This window comes from Glutamicibacter sp. MNS18 (assembly GCF_026107515.2).
In the GTDB taxonomy this organism is placed as follows: domain Bacteria; phylum Actinomycetota; class Actinomycetes; order Actinomycetales; family Micrococcaceae; genus Glutamicibacter.
On the sequence record NZ_JAPCHW010000006.1, the window covers coordinates 123033 to 143916 of the forward strand.

Below are 20884 nucleotides of genomic sequence, written 5' to 3' on the forward strand. Positions count from 1 at the left end.
TGACAGATCACTTGCATACTCCAGGGAGAATCCATGTCTACCGCACGAAGAATAAGGTCTACCGGGGTCGCCGCATTGGCGACCTTTTCTCTGTTGGCTGGCACAGCCGTCGTGGCGAACGCCGGCACCACCGATCCCGAGGTTGTCAGCATCGACATCCTGAGCATCAATGATTTCCACGGGCGCATCCAGGCTGATGGCACGTCGGCAGGTGCCGCCGTGCTGGCCGGAGCGGTCACCGCGCAGCGCCAGGTCAACCCGAACAGCCTGTTCGTCAGTGCCGGGGACAGCATCGGCGCTTCCACCTTCGCCTCGGCCTCGCAGCAGGACAACCCGACCATCGACGCGTTGGGTGCAGGCGGACTGGACCTCTCGGTGGTCGGCAACCACGAGTTCGATCGCGGCTTCGACGACCTGGTCAACCGGGTGATCCCACGCTACGCGGCGGCGACTGAGAAGATCGAGGACAGCGTCGGCGCAGACTACGCTCTCGGTGCGAACGTCTACTACAAGGACACCGGAGAACCGGCCCTGAAGGAATACACCATCCGCGACATCGACGGGGTGCAGGTCGGTTTCATCGGTACCGTCACCGCCGACACCGCGACCCTGGTCAGCCCGGCGGGGATCACCGACATCGAATTCGGCAACCAGCTCGAAGCCGTCAACCGGGTCGCCGAGCAGCTCTCCGACGGGGAAGAAGACAACGGTGAGGCCCAGGTACTGGTCCTGTTAACCCATGACGGTTCCGAGGCAAACTCCTGCGAGAACATCGCCGCCGAAAACACCGCCTACAACGAACTTGTCCTCGGCGCGAGTGAGCACATCGACGCGATTTTCTCGGGCCACACCCACAAGGCCTATGAATGCCAGTTCCCCGTTCCGGGGAGCGCGGACACCCGACCTGTGGTCCAGGCGCACCAGTACGGCACCACGCTGGGCAAGATCAGCCTCGATGTGGATCCGGACACCGGTGACGTCATACAGTCCGGTACCGAATTGATGGCACTGACCGACGAGGGCGGTGAGCCGGTCTTTGATGCCGACCCGGCGGTCGCGCAGATCGTTGACGAGGCGGTGGCCGAGTCCGATGAGGTCGGCAAGGAGACCATCGGCAAGATCAGCGCGGATATCCTGCGTGGCGGCGACACCCCGGGCGATGACCGCGGTGTGGAGTCCACGCTGGGCAATACCGTGGCGGACATCCACCTCTGGGCTACCTCCAATGAGGAGTTTGGTGGGGAACCCGCGCAGATCGCCTTCATGAACCCGGGTGGCCTGCGTGAGGATCTGTTGTACGGCGAGGACGGATCGGTCAGCTACAAGGCCGCGGCCGAAGTGCAGCCGTTCGCCAACACCCTGATCACCTTCGACCTGACCGGTGCCCAGCTACGTGAGGCGTTGGAGCAGCAGTGGCAGCCCGAAGGCTCCTCCCGGCCCAAACTGCACCTGGGTATTTCCGAGGGCCTGAGCTACACGTATGTTGAGGAAGCTGCCCGCGGCGAACACATCAAGTCCGTGACCTTCAACGGCGAACCGGTCGCCGATGGGGATAACTTCCGCGTTGTAGCCAACGCGTTCCTGGCCGCAGGCGGGGACAACTTCCCGGCCTTCGCCGAAGGCGCCAATCACGCCGACAGCGGGCAGGTCGACCTGGACGCCACCGTGAACTTCTTCAGGTCCCATGATGTGGTTGATCCCGCGCCACTGGGACGCGCAGTCCTCGCCGGCACCGAGTGGGCCACCGTGAGCCTCTCCAGCCCAACCACCGCACCCGGCGAGTCGGTGACCGTCCAGGTCTCCGGGCTGGCGGAAGGGGCACTGATCACTGCCTCGGCCTTGGACGGGGCGGTTGAGGTCACCGGCATTGAAGCAGCTAATTCCTCGGGTTCCACCAGCTTCGTGCTGGACGTACCAGCCGACCAGGCCGACGGCGAATACTCCCTCACGATTTCGCAGGTAGGGCGCGAGGACATCTCGGTACCGTTGGTCATCAGCAGCGAGCCACCGGCGCCGACCGAGCAGCCCACCGAGGAACCGACGGCCGAGCCGACTGAACCATCGGCCACACCGACCAGCGAACCGACCAAGACCCCGGATACGTCCAAGACCCCGGATCAGGATCGGGATCTGGCGAAGACCGGATTCAGCGCCACCTGGATCGGCATGATCGCAGGGATCATCCTGCTGCTGGGGATCATTTTGGTCCTGCTGCGCAGCCGTGGACGGAAGAACACCCACTAACGGGGTGCCGACAAGTACAACGCCGCTGGCGGTCGTCCTTCCCGGATGGCCGCCAGCGGCGGTCCTGGCGTGGTGCCACTCAAGCGGCCGCATCCCAAGGTGGAAGTGAACGGATGCGCCCCCGTGGATGCGATAGCGGCACTTCACCCGGCCTTCCCGAGGGACCACAATATTCCCGGTGTGCTCGGTGACCAGTAGGCTGGAAGCCAGAAAGCACTCGGCCTACGAAGGATCCTTCCTCCATGAATACACCGTTCTTCAGCCCCGGCCTGCAGGTTTTCCTGGCGGCGTGTTTCTCCTTCGCTGCCGTGTTCACCGGCGCCCACGGCCTGCTGGCGGTACCCGTCGCGGCGGTGGTTGCCGCATTGATCTGCGGTTTGCTGGCCTTCGGGAAAATGCAACACGCTGAAGGCTCCAGTGTGATCCGGTTCGGCCTACCGGGGGCCTCGGCAGTCACCGCGCTGCTCTTCCTGCTGGCCACGTGGTCCACCGCGGTATGGCCTTTTTTGCTCACCCTGCTACTTGCTTTGGTCCCGGTCGCGTTCTGGGCGGGGCTGTGGTTGTTTGCCCGCCGTCTCTCCCCCGGTCCTTCTGATTCGGCCACCCCGACCGGCTGAATCCGGTGTTTCACATACAAAGCGCGGTACGGGAGAACCCGTACCGCGCTTTGTAATGCAATTGGGGAAGTTGCTAGTCGATCTTCAGTTCGCCCATGTCGTCCCAGCCCTCGCCATCGACCTTGCGGGAGACGATCTTCGGGGTGGCGACCAGTACCGGACGCATGGCGTCCAGTCCCTCGGTGAAGTGTGCGGAGTTCACATGCGCCGCTGCGGCTTCGTCATCACGGAAGGCCTCGACGAGAACGAATTCGTTGGGGTTCTCAACGCTAATCGACCAGTCGAACCAGAGGTTACCTGCCTCGGCCCGGGTCTTCTGCGTGTAGTCCGCCACCCGCTCCATGAAACTGTCGGTGAATTCTGGCTTTACCTGAAATTTAACAACGATGAAGTACATGACCCTAGTCTAGTGATCCTTCGGCAACATGCCGTCCAAGCTCGATGACTTCTCGATCACGCTTGGGAAAACCCTCAACCACCAGGTCGTAGGAATCCTCGATCAGCTCACGGAGCCTGTCCTCTTCCAGCCCCGCGCGGACCGAGTTCCAGTGCTTCTTGTTCATGTGGTATCCGGGTGTGATTTGCGGGTAGTTGCCGCGTAAGTCATCGGCAATGGCCGGTTCACATTTCAGGTTCAGCACCAGTTCTCCGCGATGGACCATCAGCAGCGCAAACATCTTGTTACGGTTCCGGTCGCGACCGGCGATCTTGAAGACCGTGCTGTCCGCACCGAAGGGGTGGTCTTCGTAGGCTCCGGGCATGGCCAGGCAGAGAGATCGCCATTGTTCGTGCAGGCGTTCGAGTTCGGAATCAACCATGGCTTTCCTTCCCGGGGTACGGATGTCCGGCTCCCGGTTTCACGGTAGCATCCGCGATGTTGCCCGCGACAGAGCCCGATCAGCCCTTGGCCTTGGCCTGTGCACGCTGCGCGTCACCGTAACCCGCGCGCCAGAGGTAGACCCCGATAAGGATCAGGCCGGCGCCGTAGATGGCGGCCCACCAGGGGAAGCCGGGAATGTTCGGTGCCTGGCCAGCGGCGTTCAAGTCCTCAATAGGGGTTGGGGTGATTCGTTCAGCGGTCACCAGGATACGGTGGCTGTTCACGCCCAGCGGGGTACAGGTCACCAGAGTCACCATGTCCTTACCGTAGACAGTTCTCAAGGTGTCGGTGTCATCGGGTTCGACCACCTTCGTCTCGCGAACCTGGTAGCTCAGCACCTCGCCAAAGACCTCTATGGTGAAGGTGTCTCCGACCTTGACACGGTCCAGATTCGAGAACATCGTCGACTGCGCCAGCCCACGATGCGCGGTAATGACCGAGTGGGTGTCACTGCCGCCAACGGGCAGATGGGACCCTTCCAGATGTCCTGCACCCTTGAGTAGCGTCTCATCACTGGTTCCGTGATAGATCGGCAAGTCTACGTCGATGGAAGGGATACGGACCCGGGCCATGATGTCGGATCCCTCGGAGGAAAGAATATCCTCATACACCAAAGAACTATCACTGCTGGTGCCGTCACCAGTAGGCACATTGGTGTTGGCATCCAACCGTACCCCCGAGCTGAGTGCGTCGTTGTAGGCACGGGCCGCGGCGATCTGTTGGACGGGTCCGGGACTCGTGTCTTCGAGGCCGTCTGTGAAGTCCCTGATCAGTTGTGACTGGTTATAGGAGCTCATCCAGCTGGCCGCACTGGGGTACAGCGCCACGCTCATGCCAATCAGTGCCAGGACCGTACTGAGGATCGTGAGCAGACTGGGGCGCCAGCGCTTCTTGGCGTCATTCCGTGAAGGCTCGTCAAGATCAACGGTGCGAACCGGGTCCGGACTGGCGGCCTGTGGCATTGTGTGGTCCTGCCTGTCATGTTCAGGTGTACCGCGGTCCTGACGAGACAGCGGGCACTGTTCAAAAAATGGCCGATGGCGGGAAGGGCCAAGGCTCTTCCCGCCATCAGTGTATTGCTAGTAGCTAGCCTTCAGCTATTAGCTGTTGTCTGCTGCTGCACGGCGGCGGTTCATAACCACCAGGCCACCTGCGATCAACAGTACGGCGGTACCGCCGATGATCATCAGGATCTGGCCCTGCGCACCGGTCAACGGCAGCTCGGGAACTTCCTGCTGGGCGTTGGTGATCTGGACATCGATCTCAGCGGTCTGGCCGGTCTTCACGGTCAGTGCGGTCAACGCGGCATCACCTTCCGGGGTAACGAATCCGGCTGGCGCCTTGATCTCCTTCAGCACGTAGCAGCGCTGAAGGGCATTGGTCGATGGGTTCTCGCTGTCGCTCACGAACAGACCGAGGATCTCGATGATCCCGTTTTCAGTGCTGGTGAACTCGGTTGCTCCACCGACGGTGATACGGTTTGCCGGATCGGTCAGCTCAGCAGCACAGGTGGTGGCATACGGGTTGGCGGCCTCGTAGACCTCGAAGACGGCGCCTTCCAGCACGGTGGCCGGATTAGCGGAGTCGACCTTCTTGATGATTGCGTTGCCCCAGTTGGTCTGGACCTCGTTGGATCCCAAATCGAAGTCGTTGTTCGGGGTGTTGGCGTAGAGGGTCGCGTCGTTGGTGATCTCACCATCACCGATTTCATCCACGGTGCCCAGGAAGACAACCTTGATCTGCTGCTGGCCCTGGCCCTTCAGCCATGCAAGGCCGTCCGAGTTGAAGACCACCTGGATGTTCTGGCCGGAAGTCTCAACGGTGTAGTAGTCAGAGCTGACTGTGTCGCCGTTAATGGTCACGCTTTCCACTCCGCCGTTTGCAAGGCGGGGATCCAAGACATCTTCGATCACGAATTTGGTCAGCAGATCAGAGCCCTGGGTCAGCGGAACGGTCACGGTGACGGGGAACTTGACCAGCGCGCCGAGGCCAAGGCCTTCCTGGGCTTCAATGGTCTTCTCGATGCCGGTCAGCCCGTTCTTCGGGTAGACGTTGACTTCGTAGAGCCAGCCGTTATCCCACGGGAACGGGATGGTGACCACGAAGGGCAAGGCACGATCCACGACGTTGTCCGGTGCATCGGTTTCACAGATCAGGTAGGCCCCGATGGTGTCAACGTCGATGCTGGTGAAGCCGGCATCGTTGGTCAGCCCCGAAACGATAGGGGCTCCCAAGCTCTGGCCTGGGATAGAGCAAGCGGAGGTCAGCTGGCCCTGCAGGTCGTTGAGCAGATCCCAGTCCGCAGCGTTCTTGAGATTGATATCGGACAGCGGGTAGGCGGTGAACTCCACGCCTGCGACGCCATCGCTCGGGATCGTCGCCCCGGACCCATCGGGATTCTGCGTAGCATCGGTACCATTCTGGTGCTCGTGCTTGTGGATGTTGATGACGCCCGAGGCGTTCTCATCAATATTGCCAAAGTTCAGACCCTCAGGAGTGTCTGCCAATGCTGCGGTGCTTCCCCCGAGCAGGCCTGCAGCGGCCAGTGCGAGCGCACCGATACCTGCCAGTGCACGCTTTCCCCGGGCTGCCTTGAATTCAGCCATGCGAGTTCGTTCCTTTCTACGGTGCCGTCGCGTCCCCTGCGCCGGTCACATCCTTGAAAAACCATGTGAGTGAAATTTGTGGGGTTTCCCCCGCGGGTGGTGCCGCCGGCCTTAGCCGTCGATCCTTAGCGGAATTGCATCCGCTGCCCCTTTCCTGCGGTTCCAGGCGATGATTCCCAAGGCCGCGGCGAGGGCAACACCCCCACCGATCAGGAATTCATCGGTGCCCAGGCCGCCGGTGAGCGGGAGGGCCAGGCCCTCGCGCTGCTCATTCTCGATCTTGCCTAGGTCAACCAACAGTTTTGCGGGATCGATATCGCCTTGAATGACGATTTCGAACTCTCTGTCGCTGAGCAGGTACCCGGCCGGGGCCTTGGTTTCGACCAGGGTGTACTGTCCCCATTCCAGACCGGTGATCTGGAATTGGCCGGCTGCCGGGTTGCGGTCCGCCCCGGCGCATTCTTCAGCGGTGCAGTCCTCGATCTCGATGACTTCGCCGCCCGGGCCGGTCAGTTGCCATTCGGAACCTTCAAGCAAGTTGTTGGCCCCGTCGACCTTTTCCCAGACCACTGATCCGAGAATCGGGTGCTCGGTGCAATTCGGGTCATCGGGTTCGCATTCCTCCGGAGGGCTCTCCCCTTCGGGCACCAGGACGTTGCGTGCGATCCCGTTGCCGTACCCGGCCACTTTCACCTTGACGGAATAGGTCACGGTGGCGACGCTTTCCTTGGCCAGGTCCCCCGTGATGACAATCTGGCTACCATTGCGCACAGCGGTGAGGCCGTTACCGGCGACCAGTGAACCTTCGACAAAATCGGCGTCATCGAGAACGTCGGCCAGGTGGTCGACGTGGTTCACCTCGACGTCTGAGGCTCCGGTGTTGCGGAAGGTCAGCGTGTAATCCACGATGCCACCCGGCGCCACGTACTGGCCGGATTCCGGATCCGAGGTTTTCTCCACGTCGAGGTTTCCCGGGATCGGATGCTCGGTGCACAGCGGATCCTCTGGAAGGCATTCGGTGGGCGGTTGTTCGCCGGAAGGTCGCACGAAGTTCCGTAGCCAACCGTCGGTGAAGTCTTCGGTCTTGACCTTGACCTTGTAGCTGACCACCACCGGCTCACCGGGTTCGATCGAGCCGGTGATGCGGATCTGGTTTCCCGTACGGACGGCATTTAGACCGTCTCCAGCGGTGAGCGACCCCTCGATGAAGTCGGCATCGTCCAACACACCGGACAAGTGATCGATATAGTCGACAGCGGCTGGGTAATGTCCCGAATTTCCGAAAGTGAGCTTGTACGCGACCTCGTCCCCGGGCGAAATTTCGGTTCCGGACGCCGGGTCGGAGGACTTCTCGACTGTCGGCTCAGCCGGAATCATCCGGTTGATGACCTCGCAGCTGATCGCATCCTCGCGTTTAACACTTACCGTGAACCCGAGGGCTCCAAGATTGCTTGCCGGTACTACCTGGCCGGTCACATTGTTCACGCACTTGGCATTGGCACCATTCTGAGGTTCGAGTTCAAAGCCAGGCTTTTGTGTTTCCGTGAAACCCACGGTTCGGGTTTCGGTCAGCAGGTCTTCAACCTGGAAGTTAACGGCACCGTCATCGCCGGTGGTGGCCGAGCCCGGGGAAGTATTGTCACCAGCGCGGCCGGTGAAGACCCACCCCTCTTCCGGGGCAAGATTCCCGTCCAGGTCTCGGACCTGCTTGACGATGCTGACAGTCCCCCGACAATTCTTCAGCGCAATCTCGGCCAGTTTCGCGGCCAGCTGATTGTAGTCGCTGATGCTGAAGTAGTCAGTGTCCGCGCGAGATCCGGAAATTCTCACTATATTCGGAATGTTGATGTCCTGGCCCACAGCCAGCCCCATGACGAAACTCCCAGTGGATTTTAGCGCGTCCGCGGCGGTTTCGGCACTGGACAGGTCAATCTCCTCCGTGGAAACGCCAAAGTCGGTGTTATTACTAGGGGTTGATTGCCACCAGTCCTCGTGCGGTGTGCCGTAGGCCGTTGGGTTACCGTCGGTGACGAATAAGACGATGTCGTATTGCCCTTGTGGAATCTGGCGAAGCGCTGCATCCCAGTTGGTTCCACCGACGTTCGTGGGAACCCGTTGAATTCCGTTGATACCGTTCTTCACGTTGTTGGCACCCGCCGTCGTGGATACCGCGGTTTTGGCGATAGCACTGTTGGTTCTATCCGGTGCGAAGGTGGCGAAGGTATACACGCCGACGGATGACGGTGTTCCATGCAGTGAATCAACGACGGCATTGGCCGCTTGCTTGGATGCAACCACGTGTTGGTTTGCCAGAGAGTTGGAAAGATCCAAGACAATCGCAACAGACAGCCCGCACTGCGAAGGCAACTCGGGATTGGCCAATCGCGCAGCCATCATCGAGCGCGGACTGGTCTTCGGTGAAGGGAGATCCGCAACCGGACCGTTCCCTCGATTGTCGCCGGTTTCGCCCTCCGGCTTTGCGATTGTATTCGAAGGCGCCGATTCAGTCTCAGCGGGCTCAGATGCGCGCGGCTCCACTTCAGATGGTTCATCACTTGGTGCGGGAGTCTTTGTACCAGCTTCAGAAGAATCATCGAAGGTTTCATCAGAAGATACCGGAGGTGTATCAAGGGCAGGTGCTGGGGATACCGCAACTTCTACCGGTTCAGCGGGATTCGCGAACGCCGGCAGGACCCCACCGGAAAATGTCATCGAAGCAAGTAGTGCGGCGCTCAGCGTCGCGCCAAAGATTGCGCGTGAAGATCGATTGCGCCAAGAGATACGTCGTGCCGGGCTCTTTTGATTAAGCCGGCGACCGTGCGCATGCGCAGGCCTGTCCCCAACAGGTTTGCCAAACACTAAATATTCCCCAATGTTGATGGGGCGTAGGAAAAAGCAAACACCGTCGAGACACACTTAGACGTGCGCCCAATTACCCGTCTCGAACCCCACGTTCGGACGAATCCCCAAGTATTTGTCAGGTCCCCAGCACCCAACGGTTTGTCGTATTACCTGAACCATATACAGTGCGCGGGGAGGCGGACTACCAATGCGTAACTTTTAACCCCTGTTTTCACCCCTACTCATCCCCGTGCTGCATACCGGGCGCCGACATGACCGTTTAGAGCAACGGGTATTCGATTTTGGGACAGGTATCCATGACTACATCAAGGCCTGCATCCTTGGCACGTTGTGCCGCTGCCTGGTCGATGACACCCAGTTGCATCCACACCGCTCGGGCGCCGACCTCGATGGCCTGGTCGACAATGTCTCCGACCTTGCGGGAGTTGACGAAGCAGTTGACGACATCGATTTCTCCGGGAATGTGTTCAAGGCGTTCATAGCCCTCTTCACCCAGGACGTTCTCGGCACGCAGCGAGACCGGAACGATCTGCATGTTCAGCTCGGATTTCAGGTAGCGAGCAATGGCCGGCGCCACACGGCGCGGATTGTTCGTCAGACCAACCACCGCCCACCGTGCCGGGGTGGTCAACAGGCGGCGGATGACATCTGGATCATTGACATGTTTGGCGCTCATGGCGCAACCCTACAACGGGAGCGGAAATGACGGAACCACCGGCGTCCAAAGACGCCGGTGGCCCGGTGGGAGTAGCTGCCTGCGCTGGTTGGGGCCTAGCGGGCTGGATCCAGTTTCGCGTTGGTGGCCTCGGCGGAGAATTCCCCGAATGCCCCACGGTAGCGGGCGGCCGGGTGGTTCTGTGGCAACTTGTCGCCCCTCCCGAAGACCTTGTGCCGCAGGCTGCCCGGGGTGTACTCGCTTTGCGCCAGCCCGCGGCGGCGCAGTTCGGGCAGCAGCCCGTCGATGAAGTTGTCGTAGGATCCGGGCAACACGTGGTTGATGATGTTCAACCCGTCGATGCCGGCGTCCTGCCACTTTTCCAGCTCATCAGCGATCTGTTCCGGGGTGCCGACAATTTGCTGGGCCTTGGCCCGGTAATGGGCCAGGTCCCGGATGGTCGGGTTGCCGCCCGGGGTGGAGGCGATGGCCGCTTCCAGCACACCGCGGGCCCCCTCGGTCTGCACTTCACCCAATGGGGTATCCAGGTCCAGCCCACCCAGGTCCACACCGATACCGCCGCCGATATGGGCAACGATGGCATGCAGGTCCAGGTATTCGTCGTATTCGGCTTCCAATGCCTTGGCTTCGCCCTCGGTGGAACCAACCACGAAGGACAGCCCGGCAAAGACCTTGAGGTCCTCGCGTCCGCGCCCGGCGGCCTGCAGGTTCTCGGTCAGTGCCGCGACCTTCTTGGCCACGTACTGCGGGTGCGGGGCGAACAGGAAGGTGGCTTCGGCGTGGGTTGCGGCGAACTGCGTGCCCCGTGCCGAGGAACCGGCTTGGAAGAGGAACGGGGTGCGCTGTGCGCTGGGTACCGCCAGATGCGGTCCGTCGATCGAGTAGATCTCGCCGCGGTGGTTGATCTTGTTGACCTTAGCCGGGTCCGCGTAGATGCCGCTGATTTTGTCGGCCTTGAATGCATCGTCTTCCCAGGAGCCCTCCCAGAGCTTGTAGGCGGCCTCGACGTATTCCTCGGCCCACCCGTAACGGTCGTCGTGGGCCATGAGGTTCTTGGCCCCGAAGTTCCGGTGCGAGTTCTCCAGCACGCTGGTGACGATGTTCCAGGCCACCCGACCGCCGGAGAGGTGATCCAGGGTGGAGAGTTGGCGGGCGAACTGGAACGGGTGGGTTTGCACCACCGAGCTGGTCATCGCCAGGCCGATATCCGTGGTGCCGGCGGCCAAGGCCGAGAGCAGCACCAGCGGGTCGTGGCTGGGAACCTGCAGGCCCTTGCGCACGTGCGAGGCCCAACCGCCCTCGTGATCCCCGTAGAGGCCCACCACGTCGGCGAAGAACAGGTTGTCGAATTTGGCATCCTCCAGCTTCCGGGCCAGGTCCACCCAGGGGGCCAGTTCGTGGAAGCGGTGCTGCTGGGCTTCGGGGTGACGCCACATGCCACCCAGGATGTGGCTGGAGGTGTTCATCAGGAAGGCCGAGAGGATGAAACGCGGCCGTGCGTCGAAGGTTCCCATTTACTTGCCGCCCGTCGCGTCGCCGATGGAGTTCAAACCGGTGGGGATGGTGCCGTTGATGAAGTAGTCCCCCACCGAGCGGGCCTTGAAGGCCACCGGGTTGTGGGTGGCCACGGTGCGGGCATTGCGCCAGAACCGGTCCAGCGCCTTGCTGGTGGACACCGCCGAGGCGCCGGTGACGTCGAATAGCTCGCTGGTGGCGTCCAGGACGAGCTTCGGGGTGGCCACATGGGCCTGCTGCACGGCCAGTTCCGCGCGCAGGTAGGCCGCTTCGGCGTCCAGGCCCAGGCTTTCATCCAGGGCGGCGTCCAGTTCGCGGGCCGCGGTGAGCACGATCGCCTCGGCGGCGAACACGTTGGTGGCCAGGCGGCCCACCAGTTCCTGGATCTGCGCGTCATCGCGGAACAGGGCCCCGGATCCGGTGTTGAAGGTACGGGTGCGGGTGGCCACGATCTGCGCGGCCTCGTTGCGGGCGGCTTTGCCGATACCAACCAGGACCGAGAGCAGGCAGAGCTGGAAGAACGCCGGTTCCAGGGTGGAGGCGACCTTGCGCTGGATGATGTTCTCCTGGCCCACCGGGACATCGGTGAAGATGGCGGTGCCGGTGCCGGTCAGCGGTTGGCCGAATCCGTCCCAGTCATCGAGGATCTCAACGCCTTGGGCGTGCCGGTCCACGATCGCGTACTGGCGTCCTTCCACCCCGTCGGTGGAGGCCATGACCACTACCCAGTCAGCGAAGATCGAACCGGTGGTGTAGTACTTCTCGCCACGCAGCACCCATCCGGAATCGGTGTGGATGAGTTTGGTGTTGGTGGTGCCCAGCGCGTTGCCGCCGCGCTCGGTGGCGGCATTGCCGAAGATCTCGCCGGCCAGTACCCGCGGGAACCACTGGTCCCGGAACTCGGCGGGCTGCAGTGCAATGGTCTCCACGAAGGAGAAGTGGCTGCGCAGCAGGTGGGAGACGTTGGAATCCGCGGCGGAGAGCTCGACCAGCAGACGGAACAGGTGTTCGTGGCTCACCGGCTCCCCGCCGTGGCTGGCCGGTACCCGCAGGGTGGTGAACCCGGCATCCTTCAGCCACTGAACCTGCTCGAAGGGCAGCTGGCGTTGTTGTTCGCGTTCACGCGCTCCAAGGGCAATGCGCTCGAAGACCGGCGTAAAACGGGCCAACAACTGCTGGTACTTGGCTTCCTCGCTCAAAGGCTGGGTGATGGCTGGGGTGCTCATGATCCTCTTTTCGATGTAATGAATTCTGTATCGGGTGCCGGCAGGTCATCAGGCGCTGGCCGCGTCGGTCAGTTCGCGCAGCACTTGTCCGGGGTTGGCGGCCAACAGGGTGCGGGTGTACTCGTGGCTTGGAGTGGAGAACACCTCGTCCACCGTTCCGGTTTCCACCAGCTCGCCGCGGCGCATAACTCCCACCCGGTGGCTGATCCGTTCCACCACGTGCAGGTCGTGGGAAATGAACAGGTAGGTCAGTTGCTGTTCTTCCTGGAGCCGCTTGAGCAGGGCGAGGATCTGTTCCTGGGTCAGCACGTCCAGCGCGCTCAGGGCCTCATCCAACACCAGGATTTTCGCCCCGGCGGCCAGGGCCCGGGCGATCGCCACGCGTTGGCGCTGCCCTCCGGAGAGTTCCGGCGAGCGCTTGGCGGCCAGCTCGGGTGACAGGTTGACCTGTGACATCAGTTCCCCCACGCGGGCCTTGCGCCAGTTGGCATCACCGAGGCGGTAGTTGACCATCGGCTCGGCGATGATCGAGGCCACCGGTTGCCGGGGGTCCAGTGCGGAGTCCGGGTTCTGGTAGACCAGTTGCGCCTGCCGCCACAACTCGTAGCGGCCCTTGCCGCGGATGCCGGTGACTTCCTTGCCATTGACACTCGCCGCCCCGGCGCTCGGTTCGAGCAGGCCCATCAGGATCTTGGCGGTGGTGGACTTTCCGGAGCCGGATTCGCCCACCAGGGAAAAGGTGGTGCCGCGCGCCACTTCGAAGGACACCTCGTTGACCGCGCGGTGGGTGTCCGTTCCCTTGCCGAAGTCCTTGGTCAGTCCGGCCACCGAGATGGCGACTTCCCGTTCCCCGGTGACCGGCTGACGTTCGTGTCCGGCGCTGGCCTGGGCCAACAGGGCCTTGGTATAGGGATCGGTGCTTTCGGTGACCAGCGAGCGGACGCTGCGGTCCTCCAGGATCCTGCCCGAGTTCATAACCAGCACGCGGTCGGCGATGTCGGTGGCCACGGCCAGGTCGTGGGTGACGAACAGGACCGTGGTGCCCTTTTTCCGGGCCAGCGATACAAACACCTCAAGCACGGTGCGTTGCACGGTGACATCCAGGGCACTGGTGGGTTCATCGGCGATCAGCAGTTGCGGGTTCAGCGCGAAGGCGATCGCGATCAGCACACGTTGTTTCAACCCTCCGGAGAGTTCATGCGGGTACTGCTTCATCCGCTGTTCTGGGCGGTCGATGCCCACACTGGCCAGCAGGTCGACGGCCTTGGATTGCCAGTGCTTCTTGGGTACCGAACGCTGCGGGTGCAGCCGGAAGACCTCGATCAGCTGCGAGCCGATGGTCTTCACCGGATCCAGGCTGGCGCCGGGATCCTGCGGAACCAGGCCGATACCGGCACCGCGGATTTCCCTCCAGGCATGCACGTCCAGACCGGTCACCTCGGTACCGCCGAAGCGGATGGAACCGGATAGTTGGGCATCCCGTGGCAGCAGACCGATCAGCGCCTTGGTCAAGGTCGATTTGCCCGAACCGGATTCGCCGACGATCGCCACGATCTGCCCGGCGGGGATTTCAAGATCCAGGCCGTCCGCGGCCAGGGTCCCGGCGGCGTACCGTACCGAGAGGTCCTCGATGCGCACCACCGGATGGGTGCTGGTGTTCTTGGCGGTCATTGTCGTATCCAATCGAAATTCGTCCCGGCACCGGGATCAGAAGCGGAAGGCCTGGTTGATGCGCCGGCCCAGGGCCGCGGTGAGCATAACCGCCAGGACGATGACCAGCCCGGGCAGGGTGGTCAGCCACCAGGCCACCGACAGGTACTGGCGTCCCTCGGAGATCAGCAGACCCCATTCCGGGGTGGGTGGTGGAGCGCCGAAGCCGAGGAAGCCGAGTCCCGAGATCGCCAGGATCGCAGCCCCCAAGTCAACGGCGAGCAGGGCCAGCACCGGCCCGATGATGTGCGGGATGATGTGGCGGCGCAGCACCGTGAAGTAGCCGCCCCCACTCATCAGCGCCGCTTGGACGAAGTCCCGGGAACGGACCCGCAACACTTCGGTGCGCACCAGGCGGGCGAAGATGGCGATCGAGGCGATACCGACACCGATACCCAGGGACAGTGGCCCCGGTTCGGTGGCGGTGACCAGGATCAAGGCGATCAGGAAGGCCGGGACGGCCAGCAGCACATCGACCAGGCGCATCGCCACGGTGTCGGCGAAGCGTCCGGCGGTGCCGGCCACCAGGCCCAACAGGGTACCGACCACCGAGCCGATCAGGCAGGCCAGCCCGGCGGTCATCAGCGTCTGGCTGGTGCCATGCACCACCCGGGAGTAGACGTCCCGGCCCAGATGGTCCGTGCCGAAGGGATGGGTGATACTCGGGGCGAGGAACTTGTCTGCAGGTACCCCGGTGATCGGGTCCTGACCGGTGAACAACCCGGGAAGTAGCGCCCAGGCCAGCAGCAGCGCCAAAGGGATCAGTACCCACCATTCGGCCAGCCATTGGAGCACACCACGTGGTGCGCGGGATGGGGCCTTGACGGTGGCCGGTTCCGGGGTCTGGGGCCCGGTGCTGGCCCCGGCGTGTTCGGTCAATACACTCATGACTCTGCCTTCCCTAGGCTGCCAGTGCCCGCGGTGGGCCGGCGTTGGCGTTGATGATGCGTGGGTCCAGCTGCGGGTGGATCAGGTCCACCAGCAAGTTGACCAGGGTGAAGGCCGCCGCGGTGAGCAGCACCAGGCCCTGGACCAGCGGAATGTCCTGGACGGTGACGGCCTGGAGCACCAGCTGGCCCAACCCGGCGCGGGCGAACACGGTTTCGGTGATGACCGATCCGGCCAGCAGGGTGCCGATGGTGATACCGGCAATGGACAGGGCCGCCGGGGCGGCGTTCTTCAGCGTGTGCCGGAAGAAGATCCACGATTCCCCGGCGCCCTTGGCGCGCAACACATCCACGAACGGCTGGGCGTTGACTTCCTGCACGCTCTTGAGCAGTACCTGGGCGATCGGTGCGCTCAGGTGGATGGCCAGCACCAGGATCGGTACCGCCAGGGACAGGAATGATCCGTCCGGGAACAACGACATGACCCCCAGCTGCACGGCCAGCACTTGCAGCAGCACCAGCCCGAGCCAGAACACCGGGATGGAGATGAACAGCGGAGGAAGGTTCAGCAGCGCCTTGCGCAGTCGGGCTCCGCGGGCCAGGCTGGCAGCGGCCACCAGGGCCACCGCCAGCACCACCGCCACCACGAAGGCGCTTCCGGCAAGGACCAGGGTGGATCCGATGACATCCCCGATCCTGCTGGTGACCTCGGCGCCGGCGGAGAGCGAATAACCGAAGTCCCCCCGCAGCAGACCCGCCAGCTGGGACAGGTACTGCAAGATCAGCGGCTGGTCGTAGCCGTAGTAGGCCTTCATCTGCGCGATGGTGGCCGGGTCGGCCGCCGCATCGGTGGACAGGAAGATGGTTACCGGGTCATTGGGCAGCGCCTGCACGGCCAGGAAGACCGCGGTGTAGGCCAACCAGATGACCAGGATCGCCTGGCCGACGCGTTTGGCAATGTATCCGCCCATGTCGTGTGTTTCCTATCAGCCGTTGGACTTCCAGGCGCCCTGGAAAATCGGGGCGGTCCCGGAGGTGAATTCGATGTGGGCGTCCTGGTGTGCACCGTAGACCTGGACCTCGTCCCACAGGACCAGGGTCAGTGCCTTGTCCAGGACCAGTTCGCGCTGTTCCTCTTCGATCAGCTTCAGGTGTTCCTCGTCGGTGGTTGCCGCCTGCTCTCGGGTGAACAGGTCGTTCAGTTCCGCGTCGGCGTTCAGCGTCTGGGTATTGTTCGCCGGGCCGTACACCGGTCCCAGGCCGCCGTAGGCGAACTGGCGGGTGCCGAAGAATTCGATCTGGTCGTCAACCAGTGCATTAGTCAGGAAGGCGTTATCGGCGGCTCGGTTGACCAGCTTTACGCCGATTTCACGCCATTGCTGTTCGATCAACTCGAAGGCGGGCTTGATGACCACCGAGTTGTTCGAGGAGGCGACGGTGATTTCCAGCTTCTCGCCGTCCTTTTCACGGATGCCATCGGCACCCTCGACCCAGCCGGCCTCGTCCAGCAGCTTCTTCGAGGTTTCGGGGTCATAGGCCAGCTCATCGGACAGGTCCACGAACCCCGGGGCCTGGCGGTTGAGTACCGACCCGGAGATCACGTAGCTGTCGGAAAGCACGGTGTCCTTCAGCGCCTGCCGGTCGATACCGACCTGCAGCGCCTGTCGTACCTTGACATCCTCGAGCTTGCCCGAGCCGATACGCACGGCCGCCTGGTTGGCGGTCAGATCCACACCCTGTGCGGCCAGCACCTGGCCGCCTCCGGCGCTCAGCGCGTCTTCGTCCACGGGCTGCAGGCCACGAACCAGGTCGACCTGGCCGGACTGGGCGGCACCGGCGCGGTGGGCTACCTCCGGCAGGTACTTGATGACCAGTTCATCCAGGTACGGGGCACCTTGGTTGGCGGCGGTTTCCGGGGCCCAGGCGTAGTCCTCGCGGGCCGCGAAGACCACTTCCTCATCCGGCTTTTCGGATTCGAAGACGAACGGTCCCGAACCCACGATCTGCGCGATGGCGGACTGTCCGGCGTTGTCCAGTTCAAGGGTCTCTGGAGCCACCAGGCCGGCGGCGACCGAGGAGGTGGCGCGCAGGAAGTTCGCGTCCGGGCGCTTCAGCGTGACCTTGACCTGGTTATCACCGACAACCTCTGCCGATTCATAGGCGGAGAAGTCCACATTCGGCTGGATCTGGGCTTCCTCGATACCCAGGCCCAGGGCGTCCAGGTTGGCCTTGACCGCTGCGGCATCAAGTGCGGTGCCGTTGGAGAAGGTCACCCCGTCACGGATGGTGAAGGTGTATTCGGTCTTGTCCTCATTGGAGGTGAAGTCCGTGGCGATCCAGCCAACGAGCTGGCCAGATTCCACGTCGAAGTAGGTCAGCCGGTCAAGCACCGAGTGAAGCACGTTGGCCTTCTCGTAGAAGCGGGCTGCCTGGGTCTGCCAGTTGTTGATCGGGGTCACCTCGGCGAAGACGAAGCTTCCGCCCTGTACCGGTTCGCCCGCAACGCCCTGGCTGGTCCCGGCTTCGGCGCCAGTACTGTTGCCGCCGCAGGCAGTCAGTGACAGGCCCAGGGCTGCGATGAGTGCGGTAGCTTTGAGTGCCAAACGTGGTGGCCGCATATGTTTGTGTTCCTCTCGGTTGCGCCCGAGGATCACGCTGAACGCGGGCCCAGCTCCGCCATGGGCGGGGGTTGGAACTGTTGGTTCCAACCCGTGGACCGTTGCGAAATCTAGCAATCTCCATCGGTCCTGGCCTTAGCACCGGTTCCCCCCATAGGGCGGTTGCTGCGACTTCAGCGAGCCAGGTCTCTCAGTCGCTCTGGATGGTTTAGCGTCTGGCGTTTCTGCCGACAAATTCAGTGTGCGGCGCATGGTGACTTGTGACCAAGCATGACGACACAGGATGGTCACAAAGTCGCCGGGCGACTCATTCAGGCTGGATCACCGGGTAACATCGCGTCACCTGCGGTCATGTGACGGTCATGTGACATCAGGAGGAAGGTTTCCTTGACTCCTGCAGGCAGTGGGGGTAGCTGCCGACACCAACATCTGTTTAAAGTGAATGGCCCTGCCAAGGCAGGGCCATTCAGCAGCGGGGCGTGGGAAACTACCCGGTACTGGAGGATTCGAGTTGTCCTTCGTCCTCTTCTTCGTATTCCCCTGAGCGGGCGCGGCGCACGCCAAGGACGGTTGCAGCACCCATGACCACCAGCAGGATCAGGATCCATCCGGCGGGCAGGGTCCAGAAGGTTGTCGTTACCGTGCTGGATCCGGCAGGAAGCGAGTCGATGCCTTCGGCATCCATGGTCACGTCGACCTGTTGCCACAGCAGCGGCCAGAACCCGGGCACCTGCTGTTCAAGCTGGACGGTGGAACCGGGAAGCAGTTCCTCGGCGGAGAAGGTGTGCGAGGCGGGTGCTACCCCGAAGGGACCGGAGATCTTCACGGTGTACGAACCGCGGGCCCGCAGGTTGCCGTCATTGGCAAGCGTGGCATGAACCGTGGCATCGACCGGCGCAAAGGGATTCCAGGCAATGGGTGCGGCTGCACTGGCTTCGGTGACCGCCAGGGCGGTGGTACCTTCGCCGCCGACACGTACGGCCAGTTGGGTGGCCAGCCGCTGGTCAATCGCGACCGTGGAGTCGCTGGCGGAATCGATAAAGGAGGAGATCATACCCCCGACATAGTCACCCGGCTCGGCGTCTTCGGGAATGTTCAAGGTAAAGCCGACTTCGGTCTCTTCCCCCGCTGCCAGGATGACCGAGGGTTCCTCGACGTGGATCCACGCGCCGATAGAGTTGGAGGATTCGGTCGCCGGTAATAGTTCCAAGGCCCCATTGGCCGAGGTGAGGCCATCGGCGCCGTAGATCGACAGATTCAGCGGTTTGGTCCCGTAGTTGGTGATCGCGAAGCTGTCTTCCAGGCTCTGCCCCGGGTCCAGCTCATAGGAGAAGCTCGATCGTTCCTCGTCGCCTCCGGGGTTGATGCCCCATGAGATCTCGTCGGCCTGTGCCGCCGGTAGTGCGATCAGGCCGGTGCAGATCAGCACTGCGCACAATGCGCCAGCGGTGATGCGTGCTGTCACGGGACGGGAGTAGCGGCCGAACAATGTCATGTCTTCCTCGCGGTGGTGCAGTGTGGTGTGCGCGGCTGGGCTGCCGCAGATGATGATGCGGTGCCCGGCAGACATATGGCATGCCGGGCACCGCAGGTTGTTCTTCCCCGGGATTACTTCTGGATAGCGGTAATCGTCAGGACCGAGGTGTAGTCACCGGCCGGAGCGTCGGCAGGTGCCAACAGCTGGATTCCGGTGTTCAGGGTTGCGCTGGACTTGCCGGTGGCCGAAGCCATGACGGCGGAAGCCGACAGGCCGTTGGCCGAGCCCGGCAGGATGGTGGTTCCAAGCAGGACACCGTTGTTGCCCTGGCCTGCAGGGGTCCAACCCAGTGCGCTGGCGGCGAAGGAGTTGCTGCCTGCGGTGAAGTTCGCGGCCTTGCCGGTGACCTGCCAGCCGTTGGTGACCTCGCGGTCATCGGTCACGGTGATTTTCGGCAGGGTGCCGTTGGCCACGAAGCCTGCGGCATTCTGGCTGGCGGTTCCGAGGTTCGCGCTCGTCCCGTCGATGGCCCAGCTAAACGTCCCTGGCTGTTCCGGCTGGCCTTCGGTTTCAGGCACCGTGACCTCGACATCAAGGTCCTTGGAGTCCGACTCTTCGGGGTTCTCCGGTTCTTCAGGCTGTTCCGGTTCGGTCGCCTCGGCAACCAACTCGATGCTCAGCTCGCTGGCGGGCTTGCGGACATCGGCACCGCCGCCGGAGGAGAACCAGTACGCCTGTGTCCCGGTCAGGCCCTGGAACTCCACGAAATCGGAGGGGAACGAACCCCAGGTGGCACCCGTAGTCACCTGGTTGGTCACGCTGGCTGGTGCCAGGACACCAAGGTATTCGGGAATCTTGACGAAGCCGTCAGCACCGACGGTGACACCAGTGAGATTGGCCAGGGTAATTTCCTGCGGTTCGATGGGCGACCACTTGCTCGCATCAGCCTGGTCGGCACCGTATCCGGAGGCAGTGGCCTTGAGCGTGGCGGTGCCATCTGACTTAACGTCCAGGGTCGGGTTCGAGGCCGACCAGTAGGTCAAACCACCATAGAACACGGCGGTGAATGAGCCGGTCCAGTTGATGCTTGCGGTCTTCGCGGCAACGTCAACCGTGCCGGAGCCGTTTTCCCACAGCAGGAAGTTGTTGGTGGATTTCGGTGCCGCAGGGTTGCTCGCACTGACGGTCACACCGTCCCCGGTGTCGCACCGCGAGGCCCAGGTCTGCTGCTTCAGGGTCCCGTCTGCTGCGGCGACAACCACCGAGACGTTTCCTTCCTTGCCCTTGTGGAACCCGTCGTCTTCGGTCCATGCGCGGCTCGAACCGCTGTTTCCGGCCTTGCCTGCCGACAGGAAGTTGCAGCCATTGGCGTAGGCCCCGGCACCGGTTTCGGCGTTCAGACCCCACGACAGCGTGACGTCATCAACGGTCTGCTCGGCAGCCTGGGCAGGTGCGGCAAATGCGGCCATCGAAATGGCTACGCCTGCGGCGGCGGCCAGGGCCAGTGGCTTGCGTACTTTGGACATGCCGTTCTTTGCTACGGACATTTCCCCTCCGAGTGATTTG

16 protein-coding genes and 1 riboswitch are annotated in these 20884 nt (G+C 62.8%); of the genes, 2 read left to right on the forward strand and 14 right to left on the reverse strand.

The features are described 5' to 3' along the window. Nucleotides 1-33 precede the first annotated feature (33 nt). Nucleotides 34-2244 (forward strand): 5'-nucleotidase C-terminal domain-containing protein, encoded by a 2211-nt coding sequence (locus OK351_RS10370; RefSeq protein ID WP_265158559.1) that lies wholly within the window; start codon nt 34-36, stop codon nt 2242-2244. Between the two features lie 242 nt (nt 2245-2486). Continuing rightward, complete coding sequence (locus OK351_RS10375) at nt 2487-2861, forward strand: hypothetical protein (protein WP_265158561.1); 375 nt, start codon at nt 2487-2489, stop codon at nt 2859-2861. 73 nt (nt 2862-2934) lie between these two features. Here the strand turns inward: OK351_RS10375 and OK351_RS10380 are convergent, their stop codons facing one another. From OK351_RS10380 to OK351_RS10445, 14 genes are all read right to left on the reverse strand, one after another. Continuing rightward, a complete protein-coding gene (locus tag OK351_RS10380) occupies nt 2935-3258 on the reverse strand; it encodes a putative quinol monooxygenase (RefSeq protein WP_265158563.1) in 324 nt (107 codons plus the stop codon). Nucleotides 3259-3262: 4 nt separating this feature from the next. After that, complete coding sequence (locus tag OK351_RS10385; protein WP_265158565.1) at nt 3263-3679, reverse strand: MmcQ/YjbR family DNA-binding protein; 417 nt, start codon at nt 3677-3679, stop codon at nt 3263-3265. Between the two features lie 79 nt (nt 3680-3758). Continuing rightward, nucleotides 3759-4703, reverse strand: coding sequence for a class C sortase (locus OK351_RS10390; RefSeq protein ID WP_265158568.1), 945 nt, complete (start codon nt 4701-4703; stop codon nt 3759-3761). A 138-nt stretch (nt 4704-4841) separates the two neighbouring features. Next, nucleotides 4842-6347 (reverse strand): SpaH/EbpB family LPXTG-anchored major pilin, encoded by a 1506-nt coding sequence (locus OK351_RS10395; protein WP_265158570.1) that lies wholly within the window; start codon nt 6345-6347, stop codon nt 4842-4844. Nucleotides 6348-6458: 111 nt separating this feature from the next. Further along, complete coding sequence (locus OK351_RS10400) at nt 6459-9059, reverse strand: DUF7927 domain-containing protein (RefSeq protein ID WP_265158572.1); 2601 nt, start codon at nt 9057-9059, stop codon at nt 6459-6461. 409 nt (nt 9060-9468) lie between these two features. Further along, complete coding sequence (locus tag OK351_RS10405) at nt 9469-9885, reverse strand: CoA-binding protein (protein WP_265158574.1); 417 nt, start codon at nt 9883-9885, stop codon at nt 9469-9471. A gap of 95 nt (nt 9886-9980) precedes the next feature. Continuing rightward, nucleotides 9981-11399: an NtaA/DmoA family FMN-dependent monooxygenase gene (locus OK351_RS10410; RefSeq protein ID WP_265158576.1), complete on the reverse strand. Its 1419-nt coding sequence runs from the start codon at nt 11397-11399 to the stop codon at nt 9981-9983. After that, nucleotides 11400-12626, reverse strand: coding sequence for an acyl-CoA dehydrogenase family protein (locus OK351_RS10415; RefSeq protein WP_265158578.1), 1227 nt, complete (start codon nt 12624-12626; stop codon nt 11400-11402). It lies immediately after the preceding gene. Between the two features lie 48 nt (nt 12627-12674). Then, nucleotides 12675-14297, reverse strand: a complete 1623-nt coding sequence (locus OK351_RS10420) for an ABC transporter ATP-binding protein (RefSeq protein WP_265158580.1) — start codon at nt 14295-14297, stop codon at nt 12675-12677. A 36-nt stretch (nt 14298-14333) separates the two neighbouring features. Continuing rightward, nucleotides 14334-15224 (reverse strand): ABC transporter permease, encoded by an 891-nt coding sequence (locus OK351_RS10425; RefSeq protein ID WP_265158582.1) that lies wholly within the window; start codon nt 15222-15224, stop codon nt 14334-14336. Nucleotides 15225-15237: 13 nt separating this feature from the next. Then, nucleotides 15238-16194 carry an ABC transporter permease gene (locus OK351_RS10430; RefSeq protein ID WP_265158584.1) on the reverse strand — a complete coding sequence of 319 codons (957 nt, stop codon included), beginning with the start codon at nt 16192-16194 and terminating at the stop codon, nt 15238-15240. 15 nt (nt 16195-16209) lie between these two features. Continuing rightward, complete coding sequence (locus OK351_RS10435; protein ID WP_265158586.1) at nt 16210-17841, reverse strand: ABC transporter substrate-binding protein; 1632 nt, start codon at nt 17839-17841, stop codon at nt 16210-16212. 117 nt (nt 17842-17958) lie between these two features. Further along, a riboswitch (SAM riboswitch) is annotated at nt 17959-18051 on the reverse strand. A 277-nt stretch (nt 18052-18328) separates the two neighbouring features. Further along, nucleotides 18329-19411, reverse strand: coding sequence for a DUF916 domain-containing protein (locus tag OK351_RS10440; protein ID WP_265158588.1), 1083 nt, complete (start codon nt 19409-19411; stop codon nt 18329-18331). A gap of 38 nt (nt 19412-19449) precedes the next feature. Beyond that, complete coding sequence (locus OK351_RS10445; RefSeq protein ID WP_265158590.1) at nt 19450-20865, reverse strand: HtaA domain-containing protein; 1416 nt, start codon at nt 20863-20865, stop codon at nt 19450-19452. Nucleotides 20866-20884 lie beyond the last annotated feature (19 nt).